This is a genomic window from Sphingomonas sp. AC411, assembly GCF_979253035.1.
Genome location: NZ_CEEDAQ010000001.1, coordinates 1,604,282 through 1,629,312 on the forward strand (window position 1 = coordinate 1,604,282; position 25,031 = coordinate 1,629,312).

Sequence of the window (25,031 nt, forward strand, 5' to 3'; positions counted from 1 at the left end):
CCCAAGGTATTTAAGCTATGGCAGACGTATCGACTTTCGGATTGATGCTGGGCTCATCTGTTATCGCAGCGGCGCTGACGCAGGGCATAACAGCAATTAAAGACAGATTTTCAAAGCGGGAAACTGCGAATTTCTCAGCGCTTTATCTCGCAATGACATTTGAGGGATACGGCCGGGAATGCTCCAATATACTCTCCGAATCGGAAATGTCGCTCGCGTCTGAAGGCAATGCTGGGAAGCATCATGGGTTTCTTCCCGAGTTTCCTGAGGTGCCAGCAACCGTCGACTGGAAATCGCTCGGCATAGAAATTACTTCCAAGGCGCTGGCTTTGCCAGTTCTGGTGGCAACAACGAACGTTTCGATTAGAACGACTTGGGACGTCACCGAAGAGGATATCGCTTTAACGGAGTTGCATGAAGCAGCCGCTGATATTGGCTTGCAATCTTTCGCTTTGGCCCGTGAGGTTCGCGAGAAGCGCAGCATCCCCGCGCTCGTTTTGAACGAAAAATGGAACGCTTTCACTCACCTCACGGAGAAACACCGAGAGTTCACCACTCTACGTGAAAATTCAAAAGCTCAGCATGCTCGAATGTGGGACGGACTTGAGGTCGCCTAACCCACCAATCTCGGCCATTCCGCTAACGCCCAGTTTCGGTCTCTAGCCGAGTTGTCGTCGATCCCGAAAGCGGTCGCTGGACAGCAGCCAGCGCCGCGTCCAATCTGTTTTTCAGGGCGATTCGGAGGTTGATATGAGCAACGTACAATTGAGTGACCACCAGCTTCTAGGCAAGGCAAAGACGGCGATTCGTGAGGGGGATGGCGAACGCGCCAAAGTTTTCTTCGCCGAATTTTCCGAGCGGAGCGTAGCGAGGAACAAGGCGAAGGTGGCAAATGATCCTACGTGATCTAGAGTCCCCCAAGCAACGTCATCCTCCGAAAGCCGCCTGACCGCTCCTCTCCCATACCCGCCATTAACGGCGGGTGTGAAAAGCCATCTGACACCCGAGCATGATGGCGCACCGGTGACCTGACCGGCGACATGGCCCGATGGCCGAGCCGTCCACCTTCACCGCTGTCGATCTGTCCCGCCTGCCGGCGCCGACGATCGTCGAGACCCTCGATTTCGACACGATCTACGGTCAGATGCTCGCGCAGCTCGTCGCGCTGCTCCCCGATTTCGATGCGACCGTCGAGTCCGATCCCGCCGTCAAGCTGCTGCAGGTCGCAGCCTACCGCGAGCTGCTGCTACGCGCCCGCGTGAACGACGCCGCCCGCGCGGTCATGCCGGCCTATGCGATCGGGGCGGATCTCGACAACCTTGCCGCCCTCTTGGGCGTGGTTCGCCTGGTCATCACCCCGGCCGATGCACAGACCGGCGCCGCGGCGGTCCTCGAAAGTGACGAGGACTTCCGGCGACGCCTGGTCCTAGCACCAGAGGGCTATTCGGTTGCCGGCCCCGAGGGCGCGTATATCTTCCATGCGCTGTCGGCATCGGCGGACGTCCTCGACGCCAGCGCGACCAGCCCGACGACCGGCGAGGTTCGCGTCACCGTCCTCGCGCGCGCCGGCACCGGTATCGCATCGGCAGCACTGCTCGCCGCAGTTCTCGCTTATGTCTCGGCTGAAACCCGCCGCCCGCTGACTGATTACGTGACGATACAGTCGGCGCAGATCGTGCCATACGCGGTCGCCGCCTCGATCACGACGTTCGCCGGTCCGGATGGCTCGATCGTCATCGCCGAAGCGCGCGCGCGTCTCGCCGCCTACATCGCCAACTCGCACCGCCTCGGCCGCGACATCACGCGTTCGGGGATCTTCGCCGCGCTTCACGTAGAGGGCGTGCAGAACGTCGTCCTCACCAGTCCCGCGGCCGACGTTGTGCTCGACCGCACGCAGGCCGGCTGGTGCACCGCGTCCAACGTCGTCCACGCCGGGCTCGGCGAGTGACGCTCCTCCCGCCCAACGCCACCGCGCTCGAGCGCGCGGTCGAGGCCAGCATGGCGCGCCTCGCGGACGTGCCCGTGCCGCTGCGCTCGCTCTGGAACCCCGATACGTGCCCGGTCGACCTGCTCCCCTATCTCGCATGGGCGCTGTCGCTCGACAGCTGGTCGAGCGCGTGGCCGGAAACGATCAAGCGCGCGCGCGTCCGCCAGGCGCTGGCAATCCAGCGCCGCAAGGGCACGGCATCGTCCGTCCGCGACGTCGTAGCCTCGTTCGGCGGATCCGTGGCGCTTCGCGAATGGTGGCAGATGGCGCCGCCCGGCGATCCGCACACCTTCAATCTGCTGCTCAACATCACCGACGATGCCGGCGCGCCCGTCGATGCCGCATTCGTCGATGCCGTCATCGCCGAGGTCTACCGCACCAAGCCGGTCCGCTCACACTTCACCTTCAGCCAGGCGCTCAACGCCACCGCCGGCATCGTGCCAGTCAGCGCCGCGCGCCCCGCCGTTTTCACCCGCCTGACCATGACCGCACCTGCGGCCTGACCCGGAGAGACTATGTCGCTCGTCTTACGCATCACCGACGCCGGCCGCGCCGCGCTCGTCAACGCCGCCCGCGATGGCACCAACGCCGTGCGGATCGCGAGCGTCGGCGTCTCCCCGACCGCAATCGTCGCCGCGGCGAATACCGCCGCGCTGCCCGGCGAGGTCAAGCGCATCGCAACGATCTCGGGCGCGGGCGTCGCGGCCGACGTCATCCACCTGGTCGTGCGCGACGAGACCGCCGATACCTACACGGTGCGCAGCCTCGCGCTGTACCTGGCAGACGGTACGCTCTTCGGCGCCTACGGGCAGGCCGCGCCGATCATCGAGAAGTCGGCCGGGGCGCTGCTGCTGCTCGCGATCGACGCCACCTTGCTCGATGTCGCTGCCAGCCAGATCACGTTCGGCAACGCCAACTTCCTCAACCCACCCGCCACTACGGCGACCCCCGGCGTGGTCGAGCTGGCGACGGACGCCGAAGCCACCGCGCTGGCCGACGCGGTCCGCGCGCTCACCCCGAAGAACATGGCGGCGATTTTCACCGCGGCGAACGTCCTGTCGCGCCTGATCTCGGTCGATGGCGCGGGTTCGGGGCTCGACGCGGATCTCCTCGATGGCCGCCAGGGCGCGGAGTTCGCGCTGTGGTCCGGTGGCAACTTTACGGGTCCGGTCGGCATCCGTCATGCCGGACTGGCGGCGGGCCTGCGCATATCGGACGGCACGAACGGTTACGGCTTCCTGCAGTTCGGCGAAGCGTCCGATGCCAACGTATCGCTCAACTGGTACATGGGTTCGTCCGCCGACAACGCGTACAGCATCTACCAGGGGCCGTTCGGATCGGGCGCGCTGCGGTTGCGCGTCACGCAGACGACGGTCGCTTTCAACGGGTCGCTGATGTGGACGGCCGCGAACGATGGCGCGGGTTCGGGGCTCGACGCGGACCTGCTCGATGGTCAGCAAGGCGCCTGGTACACCGACATCGTCGCCCGGCTGGGATACACGCCGGTCAACGCCACGACCTTCACCGGCGCCAACATCATATCGCGCCTGCTTACGGTCGACGGGGCAGGTTCGGGGCTCGACGCCGACCTGCTCGACGGTCGTCAGGGCAGCGAGTTCGCGCTGCTCGCAGGCGCGGCATTCTCCGGAGCGGTATCGGCGCCCTCCGGCACGATCGGCAGCGTTACCTGCGACGCCGACGCGAACCTGCTCGTCGGTGTCACCAGCGGCAGCGCGCATATCCTCGCCAAGGGCGGCGTGGAGAACGCGCAACATACCGGCTTCCTCGGACCGAACGGCTATGTCGCGACCTTCAACATCGCGAATGCATCGGGGCAGAGTTCGGCTCCGTCGGCCTTCTACCTGTCGAAGAACAGCAGCACGGGACGGTCGATCAACGCGGCCGGTACGATCAACGCCAGCGGCGCCGACTATGCCGAGTATATGCAGAAGGCAGACGGCTGCGGCCCGATCGCGGCCGGCGACGTCTGCGGCGTCGATATCAACGGCGAGCTGGTGACGCAGTGGGCTAATGCCCTGAGCTTCGTCGTCAAATCGGATCAGCCGGGGTTCGTCGGCAACGATACCTATGGTGCGCATCTTGGCGAACGACCGATCGGGCCGACCGACCAAACTGCCGACGATTGGGAAGCGGCGCACGCGGCCTACCTCGCGGATCTCGCGGCGTTCGAAGACGCGCTCGAGGCGGCGCGCGCGAACGTCGACCGGATCGCCTTTTGCGGTCAGGTCCCGTTGGCGGTCAGCGGCGCGTTCGCGATCGGCGATTACATCGTCGCCGCGCCGGATGGCGACGGGATCAAGGCGATCGCCATTGATGCCGCGACGATCAGCTTCGACCAGTACCGCGCCCGCATCGGCAAGGTCTGGGCGGTGCGCGACGACCGCGCATGGATCGACGTTCAGCACGGCTGACGCCCCCGCAATCACAACCACCCACCGGAAGGACCCGACGCAATGAAGATCACCATCGGCGAACACGACCCTGCGACCCGCACCGTCGCCGCCACCTTCACCAGCGGCGACGTCGTGCATGAGCGCAGCGTCAACGCCTGCTACGACGCGAGCGGCGAATACGATGCAGACGCCACCGCCGAGCGCGTCGAGGAAGTCGCCCGCGGCGTCGCAGTAAAGATCGGCCTCGGCGTGATCTCCAATGCTCCCGAAGCAGAACCTGCGATCGAGCCTGATCCCACCGCCTGATCCCTTCGGGTGTGGGATCGCATTCCACACCCGCACGACCGCGCGCAGTCCGGATCGCCGCGCCACTGTCCCGCGTCATGAACGCGCTTCCCGATCCTCGCCGCATTATCGGCAACATCGTCCGCATCGGCACGATCGAGATCCGTCGATCGTGCCGATGCGACGTGCCGCGTGCGTGTCGGCGAGATCGTCACCGGTGACGTCTGCTGGATCGTCCAGCGCGCCGGCAACACGCGCATCTGGTCGCCGCCCACGGTCGGCGAGCAATGCCTCCTGATCTGCCCCGAAGGCGACACCGATGGTGGCGTCGCGATCCTCGGCCTGTTCTCCGATGCGATGCCAGCACCGTCGAGCGACGACATCGACCTGATCGCGTTCGGCGACGGTGCGATCGTCTCTTACGACTCGGTTGCACATCACCTGGTAGTGCGACTCCCGGCGGGCGCCAGTGCCGATATCGACGCCCCCGGGGGCCTGAAGATCACCGGGCCGGTCTCGATCGATGGCGACGTGACGATCAACGGCAAGGCAACTGCCAGCGATGATGTGATCGGTGGCGGCAAGAGCCTCAAGGGCCACAAGCATCTCGGCGTCACCGCCGGTGGTGGCGTGTCGGGGCTGCCGCAGTGAACGGCATGAACGCGCGCACCGGAGCTTCGCTCGACGGCGTCGATCATCTCACCCAGTCGATCGCCGATATCCTGTCGACGCCCATCGGCTCGCGCGTCGCGCGGCGCGACTATGGCTCGCTGCTGCCCGACCTGATCGACCAGGCGATGAACCCCGCCGGCCGCATGCGCCTGCTCGCCGCGACCGCGCTCGCGCTGCTGCGCTGGGAACCGCGCATCACGCTGACCAACGTCGCGCTGGGCCAGATCGGCCCCGCCAGCTTCGCGCTCATCCTCGACGGCAAGCGCACCGATGTCCCGGCGCTCGCCGCCCGCACCCGTCTCTCCATCCCGCTTGCCGGCGCGCTGCCCGCATAGTCCTGAAAGGATCTGTTTCGATGGCCTACCAGCACGGAATTACCGTCACCGAAGTTACCTCGGGCGCCCGCACGCTCGTCGACGTCGCCACCGCCGTCATCGGCCTGGTCGCGACCGCAACCGCGCCCGCGGGTGCCGCGACCGCCGCGCTCGATGCGGCGTTCCCGCTCAACCGGCCGGCGCTGGTGACCGACATTGCGGCCGCGATCGGCGTCGCCGGCACGACCGGCACGCTGCGTCTCGCGCTGCAGGCCATCGCCGACCAGGCGCGCGCGCCCGTCGTCGTCGTGCGCGTCGCTGCAGGAGCCGATGCTGCCGCCACCAACACCGCCGTGATCGGCGGGACGGTCAACGGGCTCAAGACCGGCATGCAGGCGCTACTCGCAGCCGAAGCACAGCTCGGCATAAAGCCGCGGATCCTCGGCTGCCCGGGCCTCGACACCCAGGCGGTCACCACCGCGCTGGTCGTCGTCGCGCAGAAGCTGCGCGGGATGGCCTATGCGTCCGCGATCGGCGCCGACATCGCTGCCGCTACCGCCTACCGGGGAAGCTTCAGCGCGCGCGAGCTGATGCTGATCTGCCCCGACTTCATCGCCTTCGACACCGTCGCCAGCGCCAACGCGACCAGCTTTGCGGTTGCCCGCGCGCTCGGCATGCGCGCCCGCATCGATTCCGACGAAGGCTGGCACAAGACGCTGTCGAATGTCCCCGTCGTCGGCGTCGTCGGTCTCACCAAGGATATCCAGTTCGACGTGCAGGATCCGAACTGCGAGGCGAACCTGCTCAACGCGCAGCAGGTCACCGCATTGATCCGCAGCGGCGGTGGCTTCCGGTTCTGGGGCTCGCGCACGACGATCGAGCCGACCTCGCCGTTCACCTTCGAGTCTCGCGACCCGCACCGCGCAGGTCCTCATGGATACGATCGCGGGCGGCATGATGTGGGCGATCGACAAGCCGCTGTACCCAAGCCTCGTGAAAGACATCGTCGAGACGATCAACGGCACGCTGCGCGGGATGAAGAGCGCCGGGCAGATCATCGACGGCACCGCCTGGTTCGACGCGGCCAAGAACACCGCGGCGACCCTCAAGACCGGCAAGGTGACGATCGATTACGATTACACGCCGGTCCCGCCGCTCGAAAACCTGCTGCTCAACCAGCGCATCACCGACAGCTATCTCGCCGACTTCTCCGTCGCCTGATCGCCACCGCTTTCCCGACCCGAACTTAGGAGCCGACCATGGCACTCGCCCGCAAGCTTAAGCACATGAACCTGTTCAACGAAGGCAAGAGCTACCTCGCCGAAGCGATTTCGGTGACGCCGCCCAAACTCGCCCGGAAGTATGAGGAATATCGCGGCGGGGGCATGGATCGCGCGGTCAAGATCGACATGGGCGGCGAGCCTCTCGAAATGGAATGGACGTTGGGCGGTCCCGATCGCACCGTCATTCGCCAGCACGGAATGACCCAGCTCGCAGCCGTCGCCCTGCGCTTTGCCGGCTCCTATCAGAACGACGAGACGGGTGGATACGACACGATCGAGATCACCGTGCGTGGCCGTCACGAGGAGATCGACCGAGGCGAGCAGAAGACCGGCGAGGGCGGCGAGATGAAGGTCAAAAGCGCGCTGGTCTACTACCGCGAGGAGTGGAACGGCCGGATCGAGATCGAGATCGACGTCCTCAACATGGTCTTCATCGTCGATGGCGTCGACCTGATGGCCGAAGCGCGCGCCGCGATCCTCTGAGGGCTCCCCGGCGCCAGCGCCGCCTCCACTATTATCCCCGACCGAACCCTAGGAATTTTGCGTGAACAAGCCCGACACCGCCCCGCTCTTCAACACCTTCACCCTCGACGCCCCCATCCTGCTGGGTGGCGTCGAGATCATCGCAGCCGGCACCGAGGTAAAGGTGCGCAAGCCCGACTCGGGGGCTCTTCGCGGTATGACCCTGATGGCATTGTCGCAGCTCGACGTGAACGCGCTTGCGCAGCTCGCACCGCGCATCACCGAGCCGACGATCCCTCAGGCCGCGATCATGGATCCTGCCGATCTCATGCAGTTCGGTGGCGAGGTCATGGATTTTTGCTGCCGAAAGCGGCCAAGGCGGCGGTCTCCCCGACAGCGTAGAGGAAGCGATGGCCGATCTGGCCATCGTCTTTCATTGGTCGCCGGCAGTCATGGACCCGATGCCGATACGCGAACTGGTAGCCTGGCACGAGAAGGCAGCCCGACGCCACAACCCCGACGCATAGAGAGGCCTCAGCTTGGCGGACCGCAATCTTCGTATCCGGATGCTGCTGGAGGCGGGTGACAAGGTCACCCGCCCGTTGCGCGATATCGCCGGTGGATCGAGCCGAGCCGCACAGGCGCTGAAGGCCACACGCGATCGCCTGAAGGAGATCAAGGCGGCGCAGGCTGATATCGGGGGCTTTCGCGAACTCAAGATGGGTCTGCGATCGAGCAGCACCGAACTCGACAAGGCACGGGCTCGCGTCACTGCGCTCGGCCGAAGCATGGCGCAGGTCGATACCCCGACCCGCAAAATGACTACCGAGTTCAATAAGGCAAAGCGTGAGGCCGCAAAGCTCGAAAGCCAGCATGAACAGAACAGCCAGAAACTGGGCGAGCTGCGCACCCGCCTGTCCGCTGCCGGCATCGCCACGAATGATCTGGTCCGTCACGAACGTCGCCTGAGGGATGAAGCCGCGGCGACCAACCGCGAGCTCACCGAGCAAGGTCGGCGCATGCTGCAGCTCAACGATCGGACGAAGAACTTGGCCACCGCGCGTGCGGGGATGGCCAAGGGCATGAATATCGCCACCGGTATGGCCGCGACCGGTGGCGCGGGCATTGCGACAGCAGTCGCGATCGGCGGTCCCCTTGTCGGCGCGGCAAAGGGGGCAATGAGCCTCGAGGAAGGCATGGCTGGCGTCGCCAAGGTCACCAACATGACCGCGCCGCAGATCGCCACCATGACGAACAACATCGTCGATCTCAGCACGCGGATCCCGATGACCGCTATCGAGCTGGCGAACATCGCGGCTGCTGCCGGCGCGGCTGGCGTCGGCATGGACAAGATGGGACGCGCGCTGCCAACGCAGCGCAAGGACCTCATCGACTTCACCGACGCGGCTGCGCGGATGGGCATTGCCTTTGACATGACCGCCGAGGACGCTGGTGGAACGATGGCGAAATGGCGTCAGGCGTTCAAGATGACGCAGCCCGAGGTAGAGGCGCTGGGCGACCGGGTGAACGCGCTCACGAACAAATTCGGGGGCAAGGCGGCAAACGTCAGCGCGATTGTCACCCGGATCGGGCCGCTTGGCAAAGTCGCTGGCATTGCGGCCCCGGCAATCGCCGCGATGGGCTCGTCTCTCGACTCGATCGGTGTCGAGAGCGAGATCGCAGCGACCGGTATCAAGAACACGCTGTTGGCGCTTACCAAAGGGGAGGCGGCGACGAAGAGCCAGACCAAGGCGTTCGACGCCCTTGGTCTGTCGGCGGTAGACGTATCCAAGCGCATGCAGCTGGATGCAAACGGCACGATCGTTGACGTCTTCGAACGGCTCGCCAAGCTCAGCCCCGATCGGCAGGCGAGCATGCTGGATAGCTTGTTCGGTTCCGAATCGATCGGCGCCATTGCGCCGCTTCTGACCAACCTCGACGGACTGAAACAGCGCCTCGGGCTCGTCGGTGACAAGGCTCAATATGCCGGATCGATGACGAAGGAGTTCCTCAGCCGGATCAACACGACGCAAGGTGTGACGGACCTAGCTGGCAATGCGTTCCAGGCAGTCAATATCTCGTTCGGGCAGTCGCTGTTGCCGACGATCAGGGAAGGCGCGTTGCGCTTCGGTGCCATTGCACTGCGCATGCGGGCCTTCGCCCTACGGCACCCCGAGCTGGCAAAGAACGCGCTCATGGTCGCGGGCGGTATGGCTATTCTGTTTGGGCTCTTCGGTGTTGCTGCCATCGCCATGGCAGCGCTGATGGGGCCGGTAATCCTGTTGAATGCCGGGCTTACCGCCATGGGGCTTGCTGGGACCGTCGCGTCTGTCGGTATGCTGCCGATTATCGGTACGATCGCAGCGATAGTTCTAGGCGCGGCTGCGCTCGCGATGGTGGCGTACGTCATCTACGCGAACTGGGACAAAATCACCGGTTGGTTCAGCGAGAAGTGGACGTCGGTCAAAGGCGTATTTTCTGGCGGCATTGCCAGCATCGCTGCCGTATTGGTCAATTTCAGTCCGGTCGGCCTGCTATACGCTGGCTTCGCATCTCTCATGAGTTTCCTCGGTGTGTCGATGCCGGCGAAGCTATCCAGTGCGGGGCGATGGCTGATCATGGGTCTCGTCAGCGGGATTACGGGCAGCTTGGGCGCCTTGAAGAACGCCGTCGTCGGCGCGGCATCGGCAGCAGCAACTTGGTTCAAAGAAAACTGGGTATTCGTTCGCCGTCGCGCGTGTTCGCATCGTTCGGCGGTTTTATGATGGAGGGCCTGAGCAATGGGATCGCGCGGGGAGAGGATGATCCCGTGCGCCGGGTCGATCGCCTCTCACGCCGCGTCACCGCCGCCATGACGGCAGGATCGTCGATGCGCCTGCGCTTGCCCCAGCTAGGCGAACCACTGGAACGCCTCGACGGCCTGTCGCGGCGCATTACCGCGGCAGTCGCGATCGGCGCATCGGTGGCGGCCGCAAACCCCGTTGCTGCGAGCGCGCCACGCCCCGACCAGCCTGTCAGCCAACGCTACGCACAGCCCGCGCCGGCACCGATTACCATCATCGTCAACGGCGCCCCCGGCCAAAGCGAACAGGCCATTGCCGAAAAAGTCGAACGCGCACTCGAGCGATTGATGAACCGGCAGCGCGCCATGTCCCGATCGTCATTTTCCGACACCCCGATGGAGCCGACCAGTGAACATGATGGCTCTAGGCATGTTCGTCTTTTCGCTGCCGACGCTGGCGTATCAGGACATGCAGCGGCGAAGCGGCTGGCGACATGCGCGTAGCGGCCGGATCGGCGCGGTCGACGCCACCCAGTTCGTCGGTCGAGAGAACGATAAGATCAGCCTCTCGGGCGTCGCCTATGCCGAGTTGATGGCAGGGCGCGCGTCGCTCGACGAACTGCGCGACATGGCGACCGAGGGGAAGGCTTGGCCGCTGATTGACGGGACCGGGCGGGTCTATGGCGCTTTTGTCATTACCGACATCGACGAGGGCATGCAGGAGTTCTTCGCGGACGGCACGCCGCGGAAGGTCGACTTCACCATCGATCTTCTTGAGATCGCCGATATCACGACGGGTGCAGCATGACCGCCATCAACAACGTTCCCGATTTTAAGGTCACGTTGGACGGCAAGGATCTGACCGATCGTATCCGCCCGCGCCTGGTCGTACTACGCCTGAGCGAAAAACGGGGCGGCGACGCCGACCAGCTCGAGATCACTATCGACGATTCGGACGGCAAGCTTGCCATGCCGCGTGCGGGCGCAACGCTCAGCGTTCAACTCGGCTGGTCGGCAGGCGCCGGCGTTACGATCGGTCTGGTCGACAAAGGCAAGTTCACGGTGGACGAGGTCGAACATAGCGGCCCATCGGACCAGATCACGATCCGCGCGCGTGCGGCGGACTTCACCAGCGCCATCGCCACTCGGCGCGAGAAGAGCTGGCACGACACGACGCTCGGCGCGATCGTCAGAGAGATTGCCGGCCGGAATAAGCTCACGCCCCGCTGCGCGCCCGCGCTCGCGACGATTGCGGTCAAGGCGATGGCACAGACCCGCGAGAGCGATATCGCGCTCCTGCGCCGGCTGGGGCGGGAGAACGATGCCACGGCGACCGTCAAGGCAGGCGCGTTGATCCTCGCGCCCACCGGTGCCGCCACGACCGCGACGGGCGCGGCGATCCCTGCACTCACGATTCGCCGCGGCGACGGCGATCGACATAGCTTCCGGATCAAGAAACGCGACGAGGCCAGCAACGTGTCGGCCGACTGGCACGACCGCAAGGGCGCGAAGAAGAAGACCGTGACGGTCGGTAGCGGCACTGGCGAGACAAAGCGCCTGGCGCGGACCTATTCGTCCGAGGATGCCGCCCGCCGCGCCGCGACCGCCGAGCAGGGCCGTGCAGCACGCGAGCCTCGCACGCTGGATCTTGCCCTCGCCCTCGGCCGGTTGGAGATCTATCCCGACAGGCCGGTTACGATCATTGGTTTCAAAGGCGAGATTGATGCGGTGAAATGGCTGGTTTCCGACGTGTCGCACGAACTGATTGCCGACCGCGGGTTCACGACGACCGTAACGCTGGAAAGCGCGGCTTAACCAGCCGGAACGGCCATCGGTCCGCAAGTGCTAGCGCGATAGTGCGAAGTCCCGGCCGTCCATTCGGCGTTAATTGTCAGGAGATGGCTAGTCCCCCTAGCAGGCTCCAGCTTTCTCCGCACCGAAGCGTGCTTGAGCTTTGGTATACTTAGACCCGGAATCGGATGAAAGCTGATCGACTAGCCCGTTGCATGAAAAGCCGGTCATATCTAAGTATTGCTTAGCCGAGCGAACCGCTTGTTCATTCCAATCTACTGTCAGACTGTCGACCGCTGCCGTAGCATCTGCGACAGCATACCCATTGCCGGCGTCGGAACTAAGCTGCTCGATTAGTCCTCGGCGGGAGAAGCCTGTCATGTCGAGATACTGCTGGGCACTGCGCGCGGCGTTCGCTTTGGGGCCGAATAAACCTCCACTCGATGAGCTCTCGGGCTGAGCTACAGCGCCGGTCGTGCCATTCGCTTTGTCGCTCGACACCGTGCCTAACGAAGCCACAGGCTGCCCACCTTCTCCTGCAATCGCGCCGATAATCATCAGCACGACGACGATGGCGATAAGCACGAGGCATCCCTTGCCGTATTTCTTCTTCGCGACACCCGGTGTTGCCGCTTCCGTTGTCACGGAATGGCCACCACGCAGGACCGCCGCTTTTTGCGTCTCGAACTCCTCCGACGTCAGCACACCCTGATCGCGCAAAGCAGCCAGCCGCGCCAGCTCCTCTGAAACATTCCCTGCCATAATTCCCCCGTAGATTGTTTTCGTCCATTAACATTCGCGAAGGCATTCATCGCAAAATGTCGATCGAAATTGGACCTTACTCGCTGCCGCTAGTATCCCATCGCTTCATCCCACGGCATGACGCGGTGGACTGACGACACCTGCTCGTTAGGCACTTCGAACTCTACGGCGGGGTTAAACTGGCGCAGGATCACAACGGTCGGGCGTCGCCGCACCAGTTGCTTGATTAGAACGTGACGGACCTCTTCGCCGTCGAACGTTGGGCCACGCAGCTGAACAACTACGTCTTCACCAACGCCAGGCGACCGCTTGGGATCGACGAGGACCCGGCGTCCCGAATCAAAGCGCGGCTCCATCGAGTGCCCCGATACCGATACGACGTAGAGATCTGGCCTGCCGGTGACGCCGATCGGCCTAGCCATGAAATCGAGAGGTGCGGACATGTGCAACTCCGTCTGCTCGACATTCACTACAACCCCGTTGCAATCGTCGAATTCCAGATCAGCCCCGAGCGCGGTACCGTAGATCGGGAGGGTCTTGGGTAGGCGACGGAACGACTCCGGCGACATTGTCTGCGAAGCAAAGGTTCGCTCAATCGAGCCTTCTCGACCCAAAAGCCAATCCGAGGTCGTACCAAGATGTTCGGCAATGGCATCAAGCCGGTCGATAGACGGCATAGCGTGCTTCGAAATGATGTTTCGTATCGCACCCGGTTGACCCGTAGCGGCAAGCGATATCTCACGTGCGCTGACGTTCAGCTCAGCAAGCTTGGCAGCAACCCGCTCTTGAAGAATTTCGATCGGTCTCACCGCGTCACGTATGCCGCACTAAGACGCAGAGGACGAGCGTCATTTGTGACTTGACTGGGTGAGTCACGAAGGGCACATAGCGTGTCATGTGTGACGCATACCAGAACGCATTGCGAACGGTCGCTGATTCGTACGATGCCGAAGTAGCCCGCTGGGGCGGCAAATCGCTGTCGCGAGTTGCCACGATTGTTGTCAGCAGCGGTGCCTTTTTTCAACGTTTGCGCGATGGCAAGACCTTTTCCGTCACCAATCTGGAAAGGTTTGCATCTTGGTTTCGCGTGCCCGCAAACTGGCCTGATCATACAATACCTCGTGACGCTGCTGCCGCGTTGATCAGTATCGGTCGCCCACCTCTTTCTGCTAACATCATGCCGCATCCGTACAGCATAAATGACGCAGCCGTCGCCTTCGATAAGCGTCCGGTTTTGAAGCGAGCCGACGCATGACGATCGTCCGCCCTCCCAAGACCTTCGCTCAGGCAACGACGACGATCGCTGGTCTGCTGAGCTGGGAAGCCATGAAGAAGATCGTGAAGCGCTCGACGCGGACCATCCGGTATTGGAGCCAGCCGAACTGCAAAACGACGCCGATGCTGCACCAAGCGGCTGCGCTCGATGCCGCGTACCTTGCAGCTGGCGGTGAATATGCACCCTACGCCCGAGCGCTCGCGTTCGCGGTCGACGTCGAATATTCCAGCGAGATTGCCTGTTACCGGGCGCTCGCTGCCGACACCGCCAAATTCGTTCGCGAAGCCGGCGAACTCGGTGCAGCCCTTATTGAAGCCGGTCAGCCCGGCGCCTCCCCGCACGCGCATAGCCGTGCGCTGGTTGAGGCGCAGGACGTTGAGACGGCGCTTGGCGCGCTCATGCGACGCCTACCCAAATTCTTCCGGTTCGGCGCGGGGTCGCACTCGGAGAACACCGGGGGACCCAATGACCATCTCGAAGCCTACCAAGCACAGAATTCCCGGCCTTTCCTGCCCGCATTGCGACGGTCCGGCTGGCATCCGTAACAGCGCGGCACTGACCACGACGGTTCGGCACATTCGCTATCGCTGCGAGAATGACGAGTGCGGCCATGTGTTCGTCGCTGAGCTGCAGGTCATCCGCACGATTGTGCCAAGCGCCTGCCCGAACCCGGAGATCCGCCTCCTTTCTCGAACCGGAACGTCGGCCGGACGCGACCGCATCCCGCGAATGACGACAACCGCACACCCGCCAACGACGACGTCGTAACGTCCCCGGCAGCGAATTCGCCCATCCCAAGCTGATCCATCGCGACAGCGCCGCGCCCGTCACCCCCGCTGACTGAACACCATGCCGGAAGCACTCGCTTCTGGTGACGCCAAACCTTTGCCTGAAGAGGATCGACAATGCTTCATCTGCCATCGTTGCCCCATCGCTGCGTCCCACTTGAGGCAGCACCGATTGCGCCGATTACCCCTGCCGGATACCTGAGGCTGCGTCGGGATGCCGCTGGCGTTTCGGTCGCCGAGGCCGCGCGGCGGATCGCACCGAACAACCAGGCGGAAGGCGTCGCGCTGATCCGCTTGCTCGAAACGGACGGCGCCGCCGCTCGATACGTCGAAACGATCTACGGTTTGCGCGAGGCATACCCGCTCGACGTCGATGTGTATTTGCAGCTTCGCGACACGCCATCGGAAGCGCACCCTAAGATCTGCACCGGCTGCGGATGCAGTCATTGGGATCCGTGCGTCGCGCCCGACGACGCGGGCACCTGCACTTGGTCAAGCGACACGACGTGCACGCGCTGCAGCGGCGAGGCCTTTCCCGTCACGGTGTACCAGTGACCAGCAGCACCAATTCGATGACGCCGAGCCAGATCGACCGTCGTATGCGTCGCCGTCGTGCTGCGAAGTTGGCTCTGCTGATCGCGTCCGCGTTCATCTGGATCCCCGTCGCGATCGTCATGGTCGTCGCCGGCCTTGCGGATCGGCGCGCGTGATTGGCGCCGCTCATCTGCTTCACGGCATCGGTATCGGACTGTTTATTGCGTCTGCCGCGACTGCAATCCGCGTCATCGCGGCCAGCTTGATCCGCAATGGCCGCGCATCGTCAGGCTAACACTCGGCGATGTCGAGCCGGTGTGTCGGGTGTCGGACGTCATTCCACACCTCGCTGGCGATGGCAGAGAGTCCTGCCCGTTGCAGACACTTCATCCGCTTATGACCGCGTCGCGTAACATCATCAATGCGATCCGCCTGTGACGTGGGGGACGTCGCCGTCTGTGGTGGGGATCGCGCCCTCTTCGAAGGGCTCGGCCGCACCGGCAAGCAATGCGACGTCCTCGCCGTCCGCAAGGCGTTCGCCTCGGTTCGCTTCGACGACGGACAAGCGGTCCTCTGTCTCGCCAAGGATCTGCACCCGATCCAGCGCCGCCCGCCGCCCATGTTTTGAACACCCGGCCCTTGGCCAGCCCCTTTCTACAAGGAAGGCCGCTGGCGCGAGCGCTCGATCCCCCCGCACGAACAGGATCTCCATGATGATCAGCGCCGCTCCGACCAAAGCCCGCCAGACTCATCCATCGACGCAGCCATACAAATGTTCCGAAAAACCGGAACAGCGAGGTCTACCGGTCGGAATGTTGCGGATAATGGGGCTCGAAACCGCCGCGAAGTTCATCGGTAAAGGCCGGCTCGCTGACGAACTCTGCATAACGCCGCGCTCCCTACATCACAAGCTAGACGCAGCACGTGGCATATCAGACGCCGATCTCGTCGCGGCAGCTCATGGGCTGGAGCAGGAGGCCGAGCGGATCCTCGCACACGCGCAGAAGCTGCGGGCGGTCGTGTCCCCTGCCGTATCCGGTGCTATAACCGCCGCTCCCTTGGGACAGGCGCGCATCGTCCTCGCCCACTGCGATCACATCGAGCGTTTCGCCTATGAGCGTCAGGCCGCCGGGTTGGATGCGTCCCCCACATGCTGGCCACAGCGGCAAGAAGGCTCGCTGCGGCAATCCTACCCGAAAGCACGAAGTGCGGAACGCCGGCATGAACATGATCGCCACCGATTTGTCGCGCCGCAGCCTCGCGGCTGACAAGCTTGACGGCCGGCCAAGCGACAGCGGTCGCTTCCTTCGCATAACCGACGTCGTCGCGACCGTCGGCCTTAGCCGTGCAACGATCTACCGGCTGATCGACGCCGGTGAATTCCCAACCAGCACGGCGCTGACGAAGCGGTGCGTCGGCTGGTGGGAGGAAGAAGTCTGCAACTGGGTAAACGCCCGCCGCTCACGTGCATCCCGTACGTAATTATCCCCCGGCCGGGGTCACCAAAGGGGGCACCGAGCAATTACTGTCCAAGAATTACAGAGTAGTTTCAGGAATTTATGATGGTTTACGCTACAGCCACCTCTTCCGCCAGCACCCGTCGATAGTGCGTCAGTTCGCCTTGGTCGGCGGGATCACGGGCATCGGTAGCGGGGCAACGGGTACGCCTTCGTCGACGAGAGCCTTTGCTTCGGCGAGGCTCGCCTGGCCGTGGATGGTGGCGTGTTTCTCTTCGCCGAGATGCATGGCGCGGGCGCGATCGGCAAACGCGGTGCCGACCCATTCGGAGGACTCCAGCGCCTTGGCTTGTTGCTTGGCGATCAGCGTCATCGCCGCCTTCACCATTGCCGGACTGGGCGGCGACTGCCTAGCGTTGCCCTTGGACAGGATCGAGGGCGCCATCGGTGCCTTGATGACGTCGCCGTCGTCGCAGAGCGGGCAGCGAACATGGCCGGCGGCGCGTTGCGTCTCATACGCGTCGCTCGAGGCGAACCATGCCTCGAACACGTGCTCGCCGCTGCATTTGAGGTCGAAGACGATCATGCCACGGTCGTGACGGGGGAATGGCCCGACGATGCGCGATCGCGGGGATGCGTGCGCGGACCTGCTCGACCCGTTCCAGATCGATCTCCGCGAACCCCAGTCCGGCTGCCTCGCCCATGTCGAGGATCACCTCGCCCCACGGATCGACGACGAGCGAATGGCCGTATGTCTCGCGCCCGTCCTGATGCACGCCGGTCTGTGCCGCCGCGACGACGAACGCGCCGGCCTCGATCGCGCGTGCGCGCAGCAGGACGTGCCAGTGCGCGGCGCCGGTCGGTCGGGTGAAGGCGGCGGGAACGGAGAGCATCGTCGCGCCGGCATTGCTCAGCGCCCGGTAGAGATCGGCGAAGCGGAGGTCGTAGCAGATCGACGCACCTAATCGGCCGGCCGGCGTATCGACCACGACCGCCGTTTCGCCGCCGACATAAGCCGCGGACTCCCGCCAGCTTTCGCCCGTCGGAAGGTCGACGTCGAACAGGTGCAGCTTGTCGTAGCGGGCACGGATCGCACCGGCAGGATCGATGACGAACCCGCGATTGGCGAACTTGCCATCCGGGCGGCGGACCGCGAGCGAGCCGAGGTGCACCCAGACGCCGGCGTTGGCGGCGGCGGCACGCACCGCCGCCAGCACGGGATCGGCGTCTTCGGTGACGATCGACGCCGCACCCCGCGTACGATCGCGGTCGATCAGCCCCGACATCTCGGGGGTGAACAACATCGCTGCGCCGGCCGCTCCAGCTTCACCGATCGCACCGACCAATGTTTCGGCGTTGACGGCGGGATCGATCCCGCTCGTCATCTGGAGAACGCCGATCCTGGTCATCAGGCGAGGAGAGGGTCGAGGCCACCCTTGGCGTCGAGCGCGGCGAGATCGTCGGACCCGCCGATATGCTTACCGTCGATAAAGACCTGCGGCATCGTGTTGCGACCGCCCGACCGCTCGACCATCTCGGCCTTTTTCGGGCCACCCATGGTGACGTCGAATTGCTCGGGTTCGACGCCCTTCGATGCGAGGAGTTTCAGCGCGCGCGTGCAGTACGGGCAGAACGCTTTGGTGTAGATTTCGACTTTAGCCATGTAGGCGGAGGTGTGGTTTCGCCCTGCGCTTGTCAATCGTCCGGCGACGAGAGGACGCGTGCCCAGCATAGAATCGTCACCGATCGCGCGCCTGCCTTCAACAGCGCGCGCGTGCACGCGTCGGCGGTCGCGCCGCTGGTGTAGACGTCGTCGATCAGCACGATCGCCCTGCCTCGCACGCGATCGGAAGCGGCCACGCCGAACGCGCCGGCCACGGCCTTGGCGCGCTGACGACCGCCCAGGCCGCGCAACAGGATGGTGCGGCGCTTGCGGATCAGGACGTTGCGATCGTGGCGCACGCCCGACAACAGCGCGACGGCGTCGGCGATCAACGCGGCCTGATTGAAGCCGCGCGACCAGATCCGCCAGCGGTGCAGCGGCACGGGGACGAGAAGATCGGTGTCGGGGGCAGCAATCGCCGCATCTGCCGCGCCATCGTCTCGGCAAAGGCGATCCGGCCGCCATATTTCAGCCGCAGCGCCAGCGTGCGCGCGATCGGCCCGTAAGCGACCGCAGCGCGGACTCCGGCGTGACGCGGCGGTGCGGCGAGGCAGGCCGCGCAGCACGCGCCCTCGCCGCGATCGAACGCGAAGGGTCGGTTGCAGCGCGCGCACCATGGCGGACCGAGAAACCGCAGTGCGGTCCAGCAGATCGCGCAGAACCGGTGATCCTCCGCGACGGGCACGCCGCAACCGGGGCAGCGCGGTGGCAGGGCGAACCCGACGATGTGACGGAAAGGGTCGCGTATCCTCATGCAGACCTCCCGCCACGCGACCCGCGTTCTACCTCAGAGCTTGTCGGCGCGGCGCGACCGCAGCACAAGCGCAGACGTGTCCGATATCGTTTCAGAAAATGCCGCCCCGGAAATCTTCGACCGGGCCGCCCGCCGCCTGCGCCGCGACAGGGCCGCGCCCGGCTATGCCGAGCATGATTTCCTGCGCGCGACTATGCTCGACGGCATCGCCGAACGCCTTGACGCCGTGACGCGGGACTTCGCGGACGTTCTCGATCTCGGCTGTTTCGACGGAAGCTTCGTCGCTCCGCCGGGTGCCCGCGTCGCGCGCTGCGATCCGGGATATGCCTTTGCCGCGCGGTCGGGCGGCGTGCAGGCGGACGAGGACCGGCTGCCCTTCGCCGATTCCTCGTTCGATCTGGTGGTGAGCGCGGGCATACTCGATCAGGTCGCCGACCTGCCGGGCGCGCTGTCGCTGATCCGCCGCGTGCTGCGTCCCGATGGCCTGTTCCTCGGCGCGTTCGTCGGCGCGGGAGTCCGCCGGCACTGCGCACTGCGCTTCGGACCGCGGAGGGCGATCGCCCGGCGGCACGGCTCCATCCGCAGATCGACGTGCGATCCTCCGGTGACCTGCTCATGCGGGCCGGGTTCGCGTTGCCGGTCGCCGATGTCGAGACGCTCGATGTCGGCTACCGGGATCTCGGCCGGCTGTTCGGCGACCTTCGTGGCATGGCGGCCGGTAATATCCTGGCGCAGCGCCAGCCGCTGACGTCAGCGGTGGTCGGACGCACGTTCGCAGCCTTTGCCGAGGCAGCGGATGCCGGCGGGCGCACGCACGAGACGTTCCGGATCGTCTTCCTGACCGGCTGGTCGCCCGATCCCTCGCAGCCGAAGCCAGCGCGGCGTGGCAGCGCGACCGCGTCGCTGGGCGAGGCGCTGAAGCCCCGCGCCTGAGAGGCTAGTCGATCATCCCGTCGCCTGCGGCATCGCGGGCGAGGATGGCACCCATCGCGTCGAACAACGCGTCCATCGCGACGGGTTTGAAGATCACGTCGTCGGCGCCCGCGACCATGCACCGTTCGCGAAGGTCAGGGGCGATGTCTGCGGTCACGACGATGATCGGAACCTTCGCCTTCGCATCAGGTCGGGCGCGGATATGTTCGATCGCGGTGATGCCATCCATGCCGGGCATCCGCAGGTCCACCAGGACCATCACGAAATCCTGCTCGTCGAGGATCTCAAGGCCACGTTCGGCGCTCTCCGCCTCGACCATCGTCACGCCCGCGACGTCGAGCATGTCCTTGACAACACGCCGATTCATCCGGTCGTCTTCGATGAACAGAACGTTCACTTCCGCCCCTCGGAGGGTCACGCAGCGGAGGTAAAATCGGCATCATATCGCAGCATCTACGCGTCAAGCAGCGTGCGATACAAGGTTCGGATTTGCGTTTTTATTTGAAACTGATCCATGTAATAAACGTGTGACGAGTTCCCCGCCGCTGACCGGTCTGGAGATCACCTGGGTGATGCCGGTCGCAAGCAATTCTTGCCGCTCCGCCTCCGCCGAAACTGGCCACAACAACGATGTTTCCGCTCCCGACTGGAGCGCAGCCGCGGCGATCCGCGACAGCGCCGCGTGCGGGTCCACACAGGCCCGGATCGTCATGTCGTCGATCAATACGCGTACCACGTCACCGCCCTCCAGACGTGCGACCGCGTCCTCGACGGACGCCGCGAAGGCGGTCGCGCCGCAATCGGGCGCAAGCAGCGTCTTGAACATGCTGCGCGTGATCGGATTGCGGTCGACGACCAGCGTCACCGCATCGACGCCCGGCGCGACCTGCTCGGCCGGCATGATCGGCTCGGGCGCGGCCTCCGGCGCGCGAACCACCGGCAGGACGAGGGTGAAAGTCGCCCCCTGCCCCACGACGCTGCTGACCGAGACGTCGCCGCCCATCGCGCGCGCCAAGTTGCGGCAGATCGCGAGGCCAAGCCCGGTTCCGCCGAACTGCCGCGTCGTCCCGGCATCGGCCTGACGGAACGACTCGAAGATATCCTCCAGCTTGTCGGCGGGTATGCCGATGCCGGAATCGGTAACGGCGACATGGAGGCGGTCGTTCTTGTCGACTTCGATGCGCAACGTCACGCGGCCGGACTTGGTGAACTTCAGCGCGTTGGAGAGGAGATTGAAGACGATCTGTCGCACGCGCGCGGCGTCGCCCATGATCATCGCCGGACATCCGCCGAGCTCGATCGCGAACGACAACCCCTTGCTCGAGCCTGATCCTCCCACATGCGGGCGGCATCCGTGATCGTCGCGCAGACGTCGAACGGTGCCGATTCGATCGCGAGGTTTCCCGTCTCCATCTTGGCGACGTCAAGGATATCGTCGACCAGCGCGCGCATCCTAACGCCGGCATCATGCACCACGCCGATCCGTTCGCGCAGCGCGGGCTCGATCCGCTCATCGGCAAGCATGACCTCGCTCATGCCCAGGATGCCGTTCAACGGCGTCCGAATCTCGTGGCTGGTCGTGGCCAGGAACTCGGTCTTGGCCGCCAGCGCCTTGCCCAGCGCGTCGTTGGTCACGGCGAGATCGTCATTGGCCGCGCGGACCTGATCACGGCTGCGACGGAGCGTGACGATGCCGAACGCCAGCAATGCGATGACGATCGCCACCGCGGCCGAGGCGCCCAGGAATACGTAGCGTTGCGTCTGCGCCCGCGCCCGCTCGAACGCGATGCTGCGTTGCAATTCGCTGGCCTTGAGCTGGCTGATCTTCAATTCCTGGTTCGCGAAATCGAACCGCGCGGCCATCAGCGCAGTCTTGGTACTTGTCGCGAGCTTGGTCGCGTTGTCGTCGAGCCGCTTGAGCGCCTGGAGATGCACCAGCGCGGCCTTGTAGTCGCCTACCGTCCGAAACACGTCGTACGCCGTCTGGTGAAAGTCCTTGTAGACCAGACCTGTCTTGCTCGCATCGACTCCGACCAGTGCTTCGGTTATGAGGTCCAGTGCTCGTTTCGGCTGGCCACGTAGCAAGGCCGACTGTGCAGCGGACGCGATCAGCTTCGCACGTTGCCCTCCTATGTCTTTATCTGTCGCAAGCTTGAGCCCGGCATCGATCGCTGCATCCGCCGCATCCATTTTTCCGGCAGACAAACGCGACCGGGCGATATTATTAAATATTCGCGCCTGAAGAGCTTTACCCCCAACCTTCCTCGCGAAATCCAGGGACTTGATGTATTGTTCGGCAGCTGCGTCATACTGCCCCAGTTCGCTAAGCACGACACCGCGGTTATTATATATCGATATCGATAGATTGGGATCCGCCGCATAGATCTCCAATGCTTGTTTTGAGTATCTGAGAGCCGCCACTTGATCTAACGCGTCGTTGTAGATCATGGAAATCAAAAGCAACGCCATTGCTTGACCGCGAGCATCGCGCAGGCGGGAATATATCCGGTACGCCCCTGATAGTCCTGCAAAGCATTGCCGGCGCGTCCCTGATCACTATCGACCCCGCCCTCGAAACAAGGATGTCCGCGTGGAGCTTGCCGTACGGAACGAGCTTTACGACCAATTTCAACGCCTCGTTAATCGGCGCCTCTGCCTGCGAAGATTTGTTAGCCCTTAGAAAGGACTCGGCCTGAAGCCATTTTGACGTCGCGACCGCCATTCCCTGCGATTTCGGATCTAGAATTTTCTTTGCTTGTACTTCGGCAGCACGCGCCTTGGCACCTGCCAGATCGGGATCGATCAACATAGCCGCTTTCGCATCCGCTATGGTGACCTCGTATTTGTTGGCCTTGCTATTGGATTCCCCGATTGCGCGGTGGCCGCCCCCGAAATGGATATTCCGGCAATCATCAAAAGCGCAAAGGCTAAACCGCGGGGGGACATCATGGATCTCAGGCGCGCTTCCACACGGTCGCAAGTCGATTAAGCGGAGCGCGCGCATTTGCCGCGATTGCCAAATGCTTGCCCTCGTCGAGGAAGTGAATCAGCGCATCGATATTGATCGGTCGACTGATGAGGAAACCTTGGATCATATCGCAACCCATGACCGATAACAGCGCCATAGCGGCTTGCGTCTCTACCCCTCGGCAACGACTTCCATCTCGAGCGCATGCGCAAGATCGATCGTCGATCGAACGATCAGCGGATCGCGGTTGGAACTGGTCAGTTGCGTAACGAAGAGTTTATCGATTTTGAGTTCTCGTGCGGGTAGCTGCTTCAGATAAGCGAGTGAAGAAAGCCCCGCACCGTAGTCATCGATTGCGATAACGATACCGATCGCAGCAAACACTTTCAGATTGGCGATTGCGCTTTCGGGATCACGTATCACCGACGTCTCGGTGATTTCGAAGCCAAGTTGCGCGCCACTATCCTCAACCAGCGCACATGCGCGTCGAACGAATCGCTCGTCCGCCAAAAGCACACCTGCGATATTGATGAAAATTCGGAGATCGTGGCCATGCTCGGCCAATATCCTCTGATCCTGAATCGATCGCCGGATCGTCCATAGTGTCAGCGCAACGATATCCCGCGACTCCTCGGCAATGGGGATAAAATCGCTTGGCAGCACCAACCCTCGAGTTGGATGCGTCCATCGGACGAGTGCCTCCACACTCGTAATTTCCTGCCGACGGAGATGAACCTTCGGCTGATACTGGAGGAAAAGTTCCTCATTTTCGATCGCTCGGGTAAGGTCACGCCCCAACCCCGCTCGATCGATCGCCGCAGAATCACCAGCGACGTCACGCGCCACGGCAACGTGCTCGGTGCGTGCGTCACGAAGTGCTTTCTCAGCCTCCTCGAGAAGATGCACTTCGTCGCGGTGGCCGTCGGCGGCGGCCGCGCCGAGTTGGAGGCAAACCATGTACGATTCGCCGTCAAGATCGAACGGCAACTCGAACGCGACTTCGATCGCGGTCAACGCAAGGTCGAGCGCGAGCCTCGCATCGCTTTCAAAGGCGATCTCGGCAATGTCACGACCCGCAATAACGGTTCGCGCCTCAGGAAGCGCCCTGGCAAATCCGCGCCGCGACGTCGACAATCAGCGTGTCCGCACGCGGTTTACCGACATGTCGTCGCAAGACCGCGAAGTTCGCGATCTCCGCCAGGACTACAAACCGCCAACCCCTTGAAGAACTGAAGAAAGTACGTCTCGCGTCAGTTCCGATCGAACCTCGGAACCAGCCTGGGTGCTGCCCGGCCGCGCCATACGCTCGAATTGCGACTGCGGAAATTCCTTCATGTGGCCGGGATATTCGCAGACGCATAAAGATACCCTTAAGCCGGTGGACTGCTAACCATCATTCGTGGTTAACGAACTCTAAAAATAATTGTTTAACGTTTTGTTATCCACTATACCGGCTTCACACCCTAGCGGGTGTTTACAAGGGAGCATAAAAATGCTGAATTTCCTCATCTCGCTCGTTTATGATAACATTCGCCCCTGGTGAATGACTTCGTCGGCCCGGGTATCGTTGGGGCATTGAATAAAGATGCCTATTGATAGTCGGGCCGAAACTTGCTCGATTCGGCAGATCGCCGACGATTGTGGCGCAACATCTCATGTCATTGCCGTTGCTTGATAAATTGCGGGTTTTCGCAGTTGAAGCATGGTCGACATAGGCAGTGACGAGATTGCCAAGCCCTTTTATTCTAGTGCGCTACGTTAACCGTGATCGGCCTGAAGTTCGATCTTCGACAACCGCTGATACCGTTGTACCGCATGCGCACGACGGTCCGGTTTGGCACGCGAGTCACCTCTCTTGCCGCGCATGATATGACGCTGGTACCTACACTTCATGGAGGACCGCGAC

At 63.6% G+C, this 25,031-nt stretch carries 33 protein-coding genes and 2 pseudogenes; 22 read left to right on the forward strand and 13 right to left on the reverse strand.

Features of this window, described 5'->3' with window-relative positions:
• Window positions 1-17 precede the first annotated feature (17 nt).
• From AC0IX7_RS08200 to AC0IX7_RS08270, 15 genes are all read left to right on the forward strand, one after another.
• Window positions 18-617 carry a hypothetical protein gene (locus AC0IX7_RS08200; RefSeq protein ID WP_471811220.1) on the forward strand — a complete coding sequence of 200 codons (600 nt, stop codon included), beginning with the start codon at window positions 18-20 and terminating at the stop codon, window positions 615-617.
• A 431-nt stretch (window positions 618-1,048) separates the two neighbouring features.
• Window positions 1,049-1,948, forward strand: coding sequence for a baseplate assembly protein (locus AC0IX7_RS08205; RefSeq protein WP_471811222.1), 900 nt, complete (start codon window positions 1,049-1,051; stop codon window positions 1,946-1,948).
• Complete coding sequence (locus AC0IX7_RS08210) at window positions 1,945-2,490, forward strand: phage tail protein I (protein ID WP_471811224.1); 546 nt, start codon at window positions 1,945-1,947, stop codon at window positions 2,488-2,490. Before AC0IX7_RS08205 ends, AC0IX7_RS08210 begins: the two co-directional genes overlap by 4 nt.
• Before the next feature lie 12 nt (window positions 2,491-2,502).
• Window positions 2,503-4,419, forward strand: coding sequence for a hypothetical protein (locus AC0IX7_RS08215; protein ID WP_471811226.1), 1,917 nt, complete (start codon window positions 2,503-2,505; stop codon window positions 4,417-4,419).
• Window positions 4,420-4,461: 42 nt separating this feature from the next.
• A complete protein-coding gene (locus AC0IX7_RS08220) occupies window positions 4,462-4,707 on the forward strand; it encodes a hypothetical protein (RefSeq protein WP_471811228.1) in 246 nt (81 codons plus the stop codon).
• Between the two features lie 77 nt (window positions 4,708-4,784).
• Window positions 4,785-4,907 (forward strand): hypothetical protein, encoded by a 123-nt coding sequence (locus tag AC0IX7_RS08225; protein ID WP_471811230.1) that lies wholly within the window; start codon window positions 4,785-4,787, stop codon window positions 4,905-4,907.
• Window positions 4,879-5,337 carry a phage baseplate assembly protein V gene (locus tag AC0IX7_RS08230; RefSeq protein WP_471811232.1) on the forward strand — a complete coding sequence of 153 codons (459 nt, stop codon included), beginning with the start codon at window positions 4,879-4,881 and terminating at the stop codon, window positions 5,335-5,337. The genes AC0IX7_RS08225 and AC0IX7_RS08230 overlap by 29 nt, the downstream gene beginning before the upstream one ends.
• A 5-nt stretch (window positions 5,338-5,342) precedes the next feature.
• On the forward strand, window positions 5,343-5,693 hold the full coding sequence (locus AC0IX7_RS08235) for a GPW/gp25 family protein (RefSeq protein ID WP_471811234.1): 351 nt from the start codon (window positions 5,343-5,345) through the stop codon (window positions 5,691-5,693).
• 20 nt (window positions 5,694-5,713) lie between these two features.
• Entirely contained in the window at window positions 5,714-6,922 is a 1,209-nt protein-coding gene (locus AC0IX7_RS08240) for a phage tail sheath subtilisin-like domain-containing protein (protein WP_471811236.1), read from the forward strand.
• A 9-nt stretch (window positions 6,923-6,931) separates the two neighbouring features.
• On the forward strand, window positions 6,932-7,438 hold the full coding sequence (locus AC0IX7_RS08245) for a phage major tail tube protein (RefSeq protein ID WP_471811237.1): 507 nt from the start codon (window positions 6,932-6,934) through the stop codon (window positions 7,436-7,438).
• Window positions 7,439-7,499: 61 nt separating this feature from the next.
• Window positions 7,500-8,003, forward strand: coding sequence for a phage tail assembly protein (locus tag AC0IX7_RS08250; protein WP_471811239.1), 504 nt, complete (start codon window positions 7,500-7,502; stop codon window positions 8,001-8,003).
• Window positions 7,957-10,182, forward strand: coding sequence for a phage tail tape measure protein (locus AC0IX7_RS08255; protein ID WP_471811241.1), 2,226 nt, complete (start codon window positions 7,957-7,959; stop codon window positions 10,180-10,182). The genes AC0IX7_RS08250 and AC0IX7_RS08255 overlap by 47 nt, the downstream gene beginning before the upstream one ends.
• The gene (locus AC0IX7_RS08260; RefSeq protein WP_471811242.1) at window positions 10,155-10,703 is read left to right on the forward strand and encodes a hypothetical protein; all 549 of its coding nucleotides are present in this window, start codon (window positions 10,155-10,157) and stop codon (window positions 10,701-10,703) included. Before AC0IX7_RS08255 ends, AC0IX7_RS08260 begins: the two co-directional genes overlap by 28 nt.
• Window positions 10,669-11,007 (forward strand): phage tail protein, encoded by a 339-nt coding sequence (locus tag AC0IX7_RS08265; RefSeq protein ID WP_471811244.1) that lies wholly within the window; start codon window positions 10,669-10,671, stop codon window positions 11,005-11,007. The genes AC0IX7_RS08260 and AC0IX7_RS08265 overlap by 35 nt, the downstream gene beginning before the upstream one ends.
• Window positions 11,004-12,014 (forward strand): contractile injection system protein, VgrG/Pvc8 family, encoded by a 1,011-nt coding sequence (locus AC0IX7_RS08270; RefSeq protein ID WP_471811246.1) that lies wholly within the window; start codon window positions 11,004-11,006, stop codon window positions 12,012-12,014. Before AC0IX7_RS08265 ends, AC0IX7_RS08270 begins: the two co-directional genes overlap by 4 nt.
• A 96-nt stretch (window positions 12,015-12,110) precedes the next feature.
• Here the strand turns inward: AC0IX7_RS08270 and AC0IX7_RS08275 are convergent, their stop codons facing one another.
• Window positions 12,111-12,752 (reverse strand): Ltp family lipoprotein, encoded by a 642-nt coding sequence (locus AC0IX7_RS08275; protein ID WP_471811247.1) that lies wholly within the window; start codon window positions 12,750-12,752, stop codon window positions 12,111-12,113.
• Between the two features lie 89 nt (window positions 12,753-12,841).
• The gene (locus AC0IX7_RS08280; RefSeq protein WP_471811249.1) at window positions 12,842-13,561 is read right to left on the reverse strand and encodes a S24 family peptidase; all 720 of its coding nucleotides are present in this window, start codon (window positions 13,559-13,561) and stop codon (window positions 12,842-12,844) included.
• Window positions 13,562-13,647: 86 nt separating this feature from the next.
• On the opposite strand from AC0IX7_RS08280, the gene AC0IX7_RS08285 reads away from it, so the two are divergent.
• The 5 genes from AC0IX7_RS08285 to AC0IX7_RS08305 all read left to right on the forward strand — a co-directional run bounded on the left by AC0IX7_RS08285 (window position 13,648) and on the right by AC0IX7_RS08305 (window position 15,526).
• Window positions 13,648-14,007, forward strand: a complete 360-nt coding sequence (locus AC0IX7_RS08285) for a hypothetical protein (RefSeq protein ID WP_471811251.1) — start codon at window positions 13,648-13,650, stop codon at window positions 14,005-14,007.
• Window positions 14,004-14,573: a hypothetical protein gene (locus tag AC0IX7_RS08290; RefSeq protein ID WP_471811253.1), complete on the forward strand. Its 570-nt coding sequence runs from the start codon at window positions 14,004-14,006 to the stop codon at window positions 14,571-14,573. The genes AC0IX7_RS08285 and AC0IX7_RS08290 overlap by 4 nt, the downstream gene beginning before the upstream one ends.
• On the forward strand, window positions 14,494-14,796 hold the full coding sequence (locus tag AC0IX7_RS08295) for an Ogr/Delta-like zinc finger protein (protein WP_471811255.1): 303 nt from the start codon (window positions 14,494-14,496) through the stop codon (window positions 14,794-14,796). The genes AC0IX7_RS08290 and AC0IX7_RS08295 overlap by 80 nt, the downstream gene beginning before the upstream one ends.
• A gap of 137 nt (window positions 14,797-14,933) precedes the next feature.
• Window positions 14,934-15,371: a hypothetical protein gene (locus tag AC0IX7_RS08300; protein WP_471811257.1), complete on the forward strand. Its 438-nt coding sequence runs from the start codon at window positions 14,934-14,936 to the stop codon at window positions 15,369-15,371.
• The gene (locus tag AC0IX7_RS08305) at window positions 15,368-15,526 is read left to right on the forward strand and encodes a hypothetical protein (RefSeq protein ID WP_471811259.1); all 159 of its coding nucleotides are present in this window, start codon (window positions 15,368-15,370) and stop codon (window positions 15,524-15,526) included. Before AC0IX7_RS08300 ends, AC0IX7_RS08305 begins: the two co-directional genes overlap by 4 nt.
• A 242-nt stretch (window positions 15,527-15,768) precedes the next feature.
• Here AC0IX7_RS08305 and AC0IX7_RS08310 read toward each other — a convergent pair whose 3' ends face one another.
• Window positions 15,769-16,062, reverse strand: coding sequence for a hypothetical protein (locus AC0IX7_RS08310; protein ID WP_471811261.1), 294 nt, complete (start codon window positions 16,060-16,062; stop codon window positions 15,769-15,771).
• A gap of 220 nt (window positions 16,063-16,282) precedes the next feature.
• Complete coding sequence (locus tag AC0IX7_RS08315) at window positions 16,283-16,588, reverse strand: hypothetical protein (protein ID WP_471811263.1); 306 nt, start codon at window positions 16,586-16,588, stop codon at window positions 16,283-16,285.
• Here AC0IX7_RS08315 and AC0IX7_RS08320 point away from each other — a divergent pair.
• Window positions 16,572-16,832, forward strand: a complete 261-nt coding sequence (locus AC0IX7_RS08320; RefSeq protein ID WP_471811265.1) for a helix-turn-helix transcriptional regulator — start codon at window positions 16,572-16,574, stop codon at window positions 16,830-16,832. The two genes, AC0IX7_RS08315 and AC0IX7_RS08320, sit on opposite strands and share 17 nt — an antisense overlap.
• Window positions 16,833-16,961: 129 nt before the next feature.
• Here AC0IX7_RS08320 and AC0IX7_RS08325 read toward each other — a convergent pair whose 3' ends face one another.
• The 4 genes and pseudogenes from AC0IX7_RS08325 to AC0IX7_RS08340 all read right to left on the reverse strand — a co-directional run bounded on the left by AC0IX7_RS08325 (window position 16,962) and on the right by AC0IX7_RS08340 (window position 19,224).
• Entirely contained in the window at window positions 16,962-17,393 is a 432-nt protein-coding gene (locus tag AC0IX7_RS08325; RefSeq protein ID WP_471811267.1) for a DUF1178 family protein, read from the reverse strand.
• Window positions 17,320-18,216 carry a carbon-nitrogen hydrolase family protein gene (locus tag AC0IX7_RS08330; protein WP_471811269.1) on the reverse strand — a complete coding sequence of 299 codons (897 nt, stop codon included), beginning with the start codon at window positions 18,214-18,216 and terminating at the stop codon, window positions 17,320-17,322. Before AC0IX7_RS08330 ends, AC0IX7_RS08325 begins: the two co-directional genes overlap by 74 nt.
• Window positions 18,216-18,470, reverse strand: a complete 255-nt coding sequence (gene grxC, locus AC0IX7_RS08335; RefSeq protein ID WP_187502832.1) for a glutaredoxin 3 — start codon at window positions 18,468-18,470, stop codon at window positions 18,216-18,218. The genes AC0IX7_RS08330 and grxC overlap by 1 nt, the downstream gene beginning before the upstream one ends.
• Window positions 18,471-18,502: 32 nt before the next feature.
• Window positions 18,503-19,224: pseudogene (locus tag AC0IX7_RS08340) on the reverse strand (ComF family protein).
• Between the two features lie 40 nt (window positions 19,225-19,264).
• Here AC0IX7_RS08340 and AC0IX7_RS08345 point away from each other — a divergent pair.
• A pseudogene (locus AC0IX7_RS08345) lies at window positions 19,265-20,157 on the forward strand (class I SAM-dependent methyltransferase).
• 4 nt (window positions 20,158-20,161) lie between these two features.
• Here the strand turns inward: AC0IX7_RS08345 and AC0IX7_RS08350 are convergent.
• The 5 genes from AC0IX7_RS08350 to AC0IX7_RS08370 all read right to left on the reverse strand — a co-directional run bounded on the left by AC0IX7_RS08350 (window position 20,162) and on the right by AC0IX7_RS08370 (window position 24,259).
• A complete protein-coding gene (locus AC0IX7_RS08350) occupies window positions 20,162-20,554 on the reverse strand; it encodes a response regulator (RefSeq protein ID WP_187502835.1) in 393 nt (130 codons plus the stop codon).
• A 63-nt stretch (window positions 20,555-20,617) separates the two neighbouring features.
• Window positions 20,618-21,469, reverse strand: coding sequence for an ATP-binding protein (locus AC0IX7_RS08355; RefSeq protein ID WP_471811271.1), 852 nt, complete (start codon window positions 21,467-21,469; stop codon window positions 20,618-20,620).
• Complete coding sequence (locus tag AC0IX7_RS08360; protein WP_471811273.1) at window positions 21,430-22,626, reverse strand: histidine kinase dimerization/phospho-acceptor domain-containing protein; 1,197 nt, start codon at window positions 22,624-22,626, stop codon at window positions 21,430-21,432. The genes AC0IX7_RS08355 and AC0IX7_RS08360 overlap by 40 nt, the downstream gene beginning before the upstream one ends.
• A 485-nt stretch (window positions 22,627-23,111) precedes the next feature.
• Window positions 23,112-23,282, reverse strand: a complete 171-nt coding sequence (locus AC0IX7_RS08365; RefSeq protein ID WP_471811275.1) for a hypothetical protein — start codon at window positions 23,280-23,282, stop codon at window positions 23,112-23,114.
• Window positions 23,283-23,296: 14 nt separating this feature from the next.
• On the reverse strand, window positions 23,297-24,259 hold the full coding sequence (locus tag AC0IX7_RS08370; protein ID WP_471811277.1) for an EAL domain-containing protein: 963 nt from the start codon (window positions 24,257-24,259) through the stop codon (window positions 23,297-23,299).
• Window positions 24,260-25,031 lie beyond the last annotated feature (772 nt).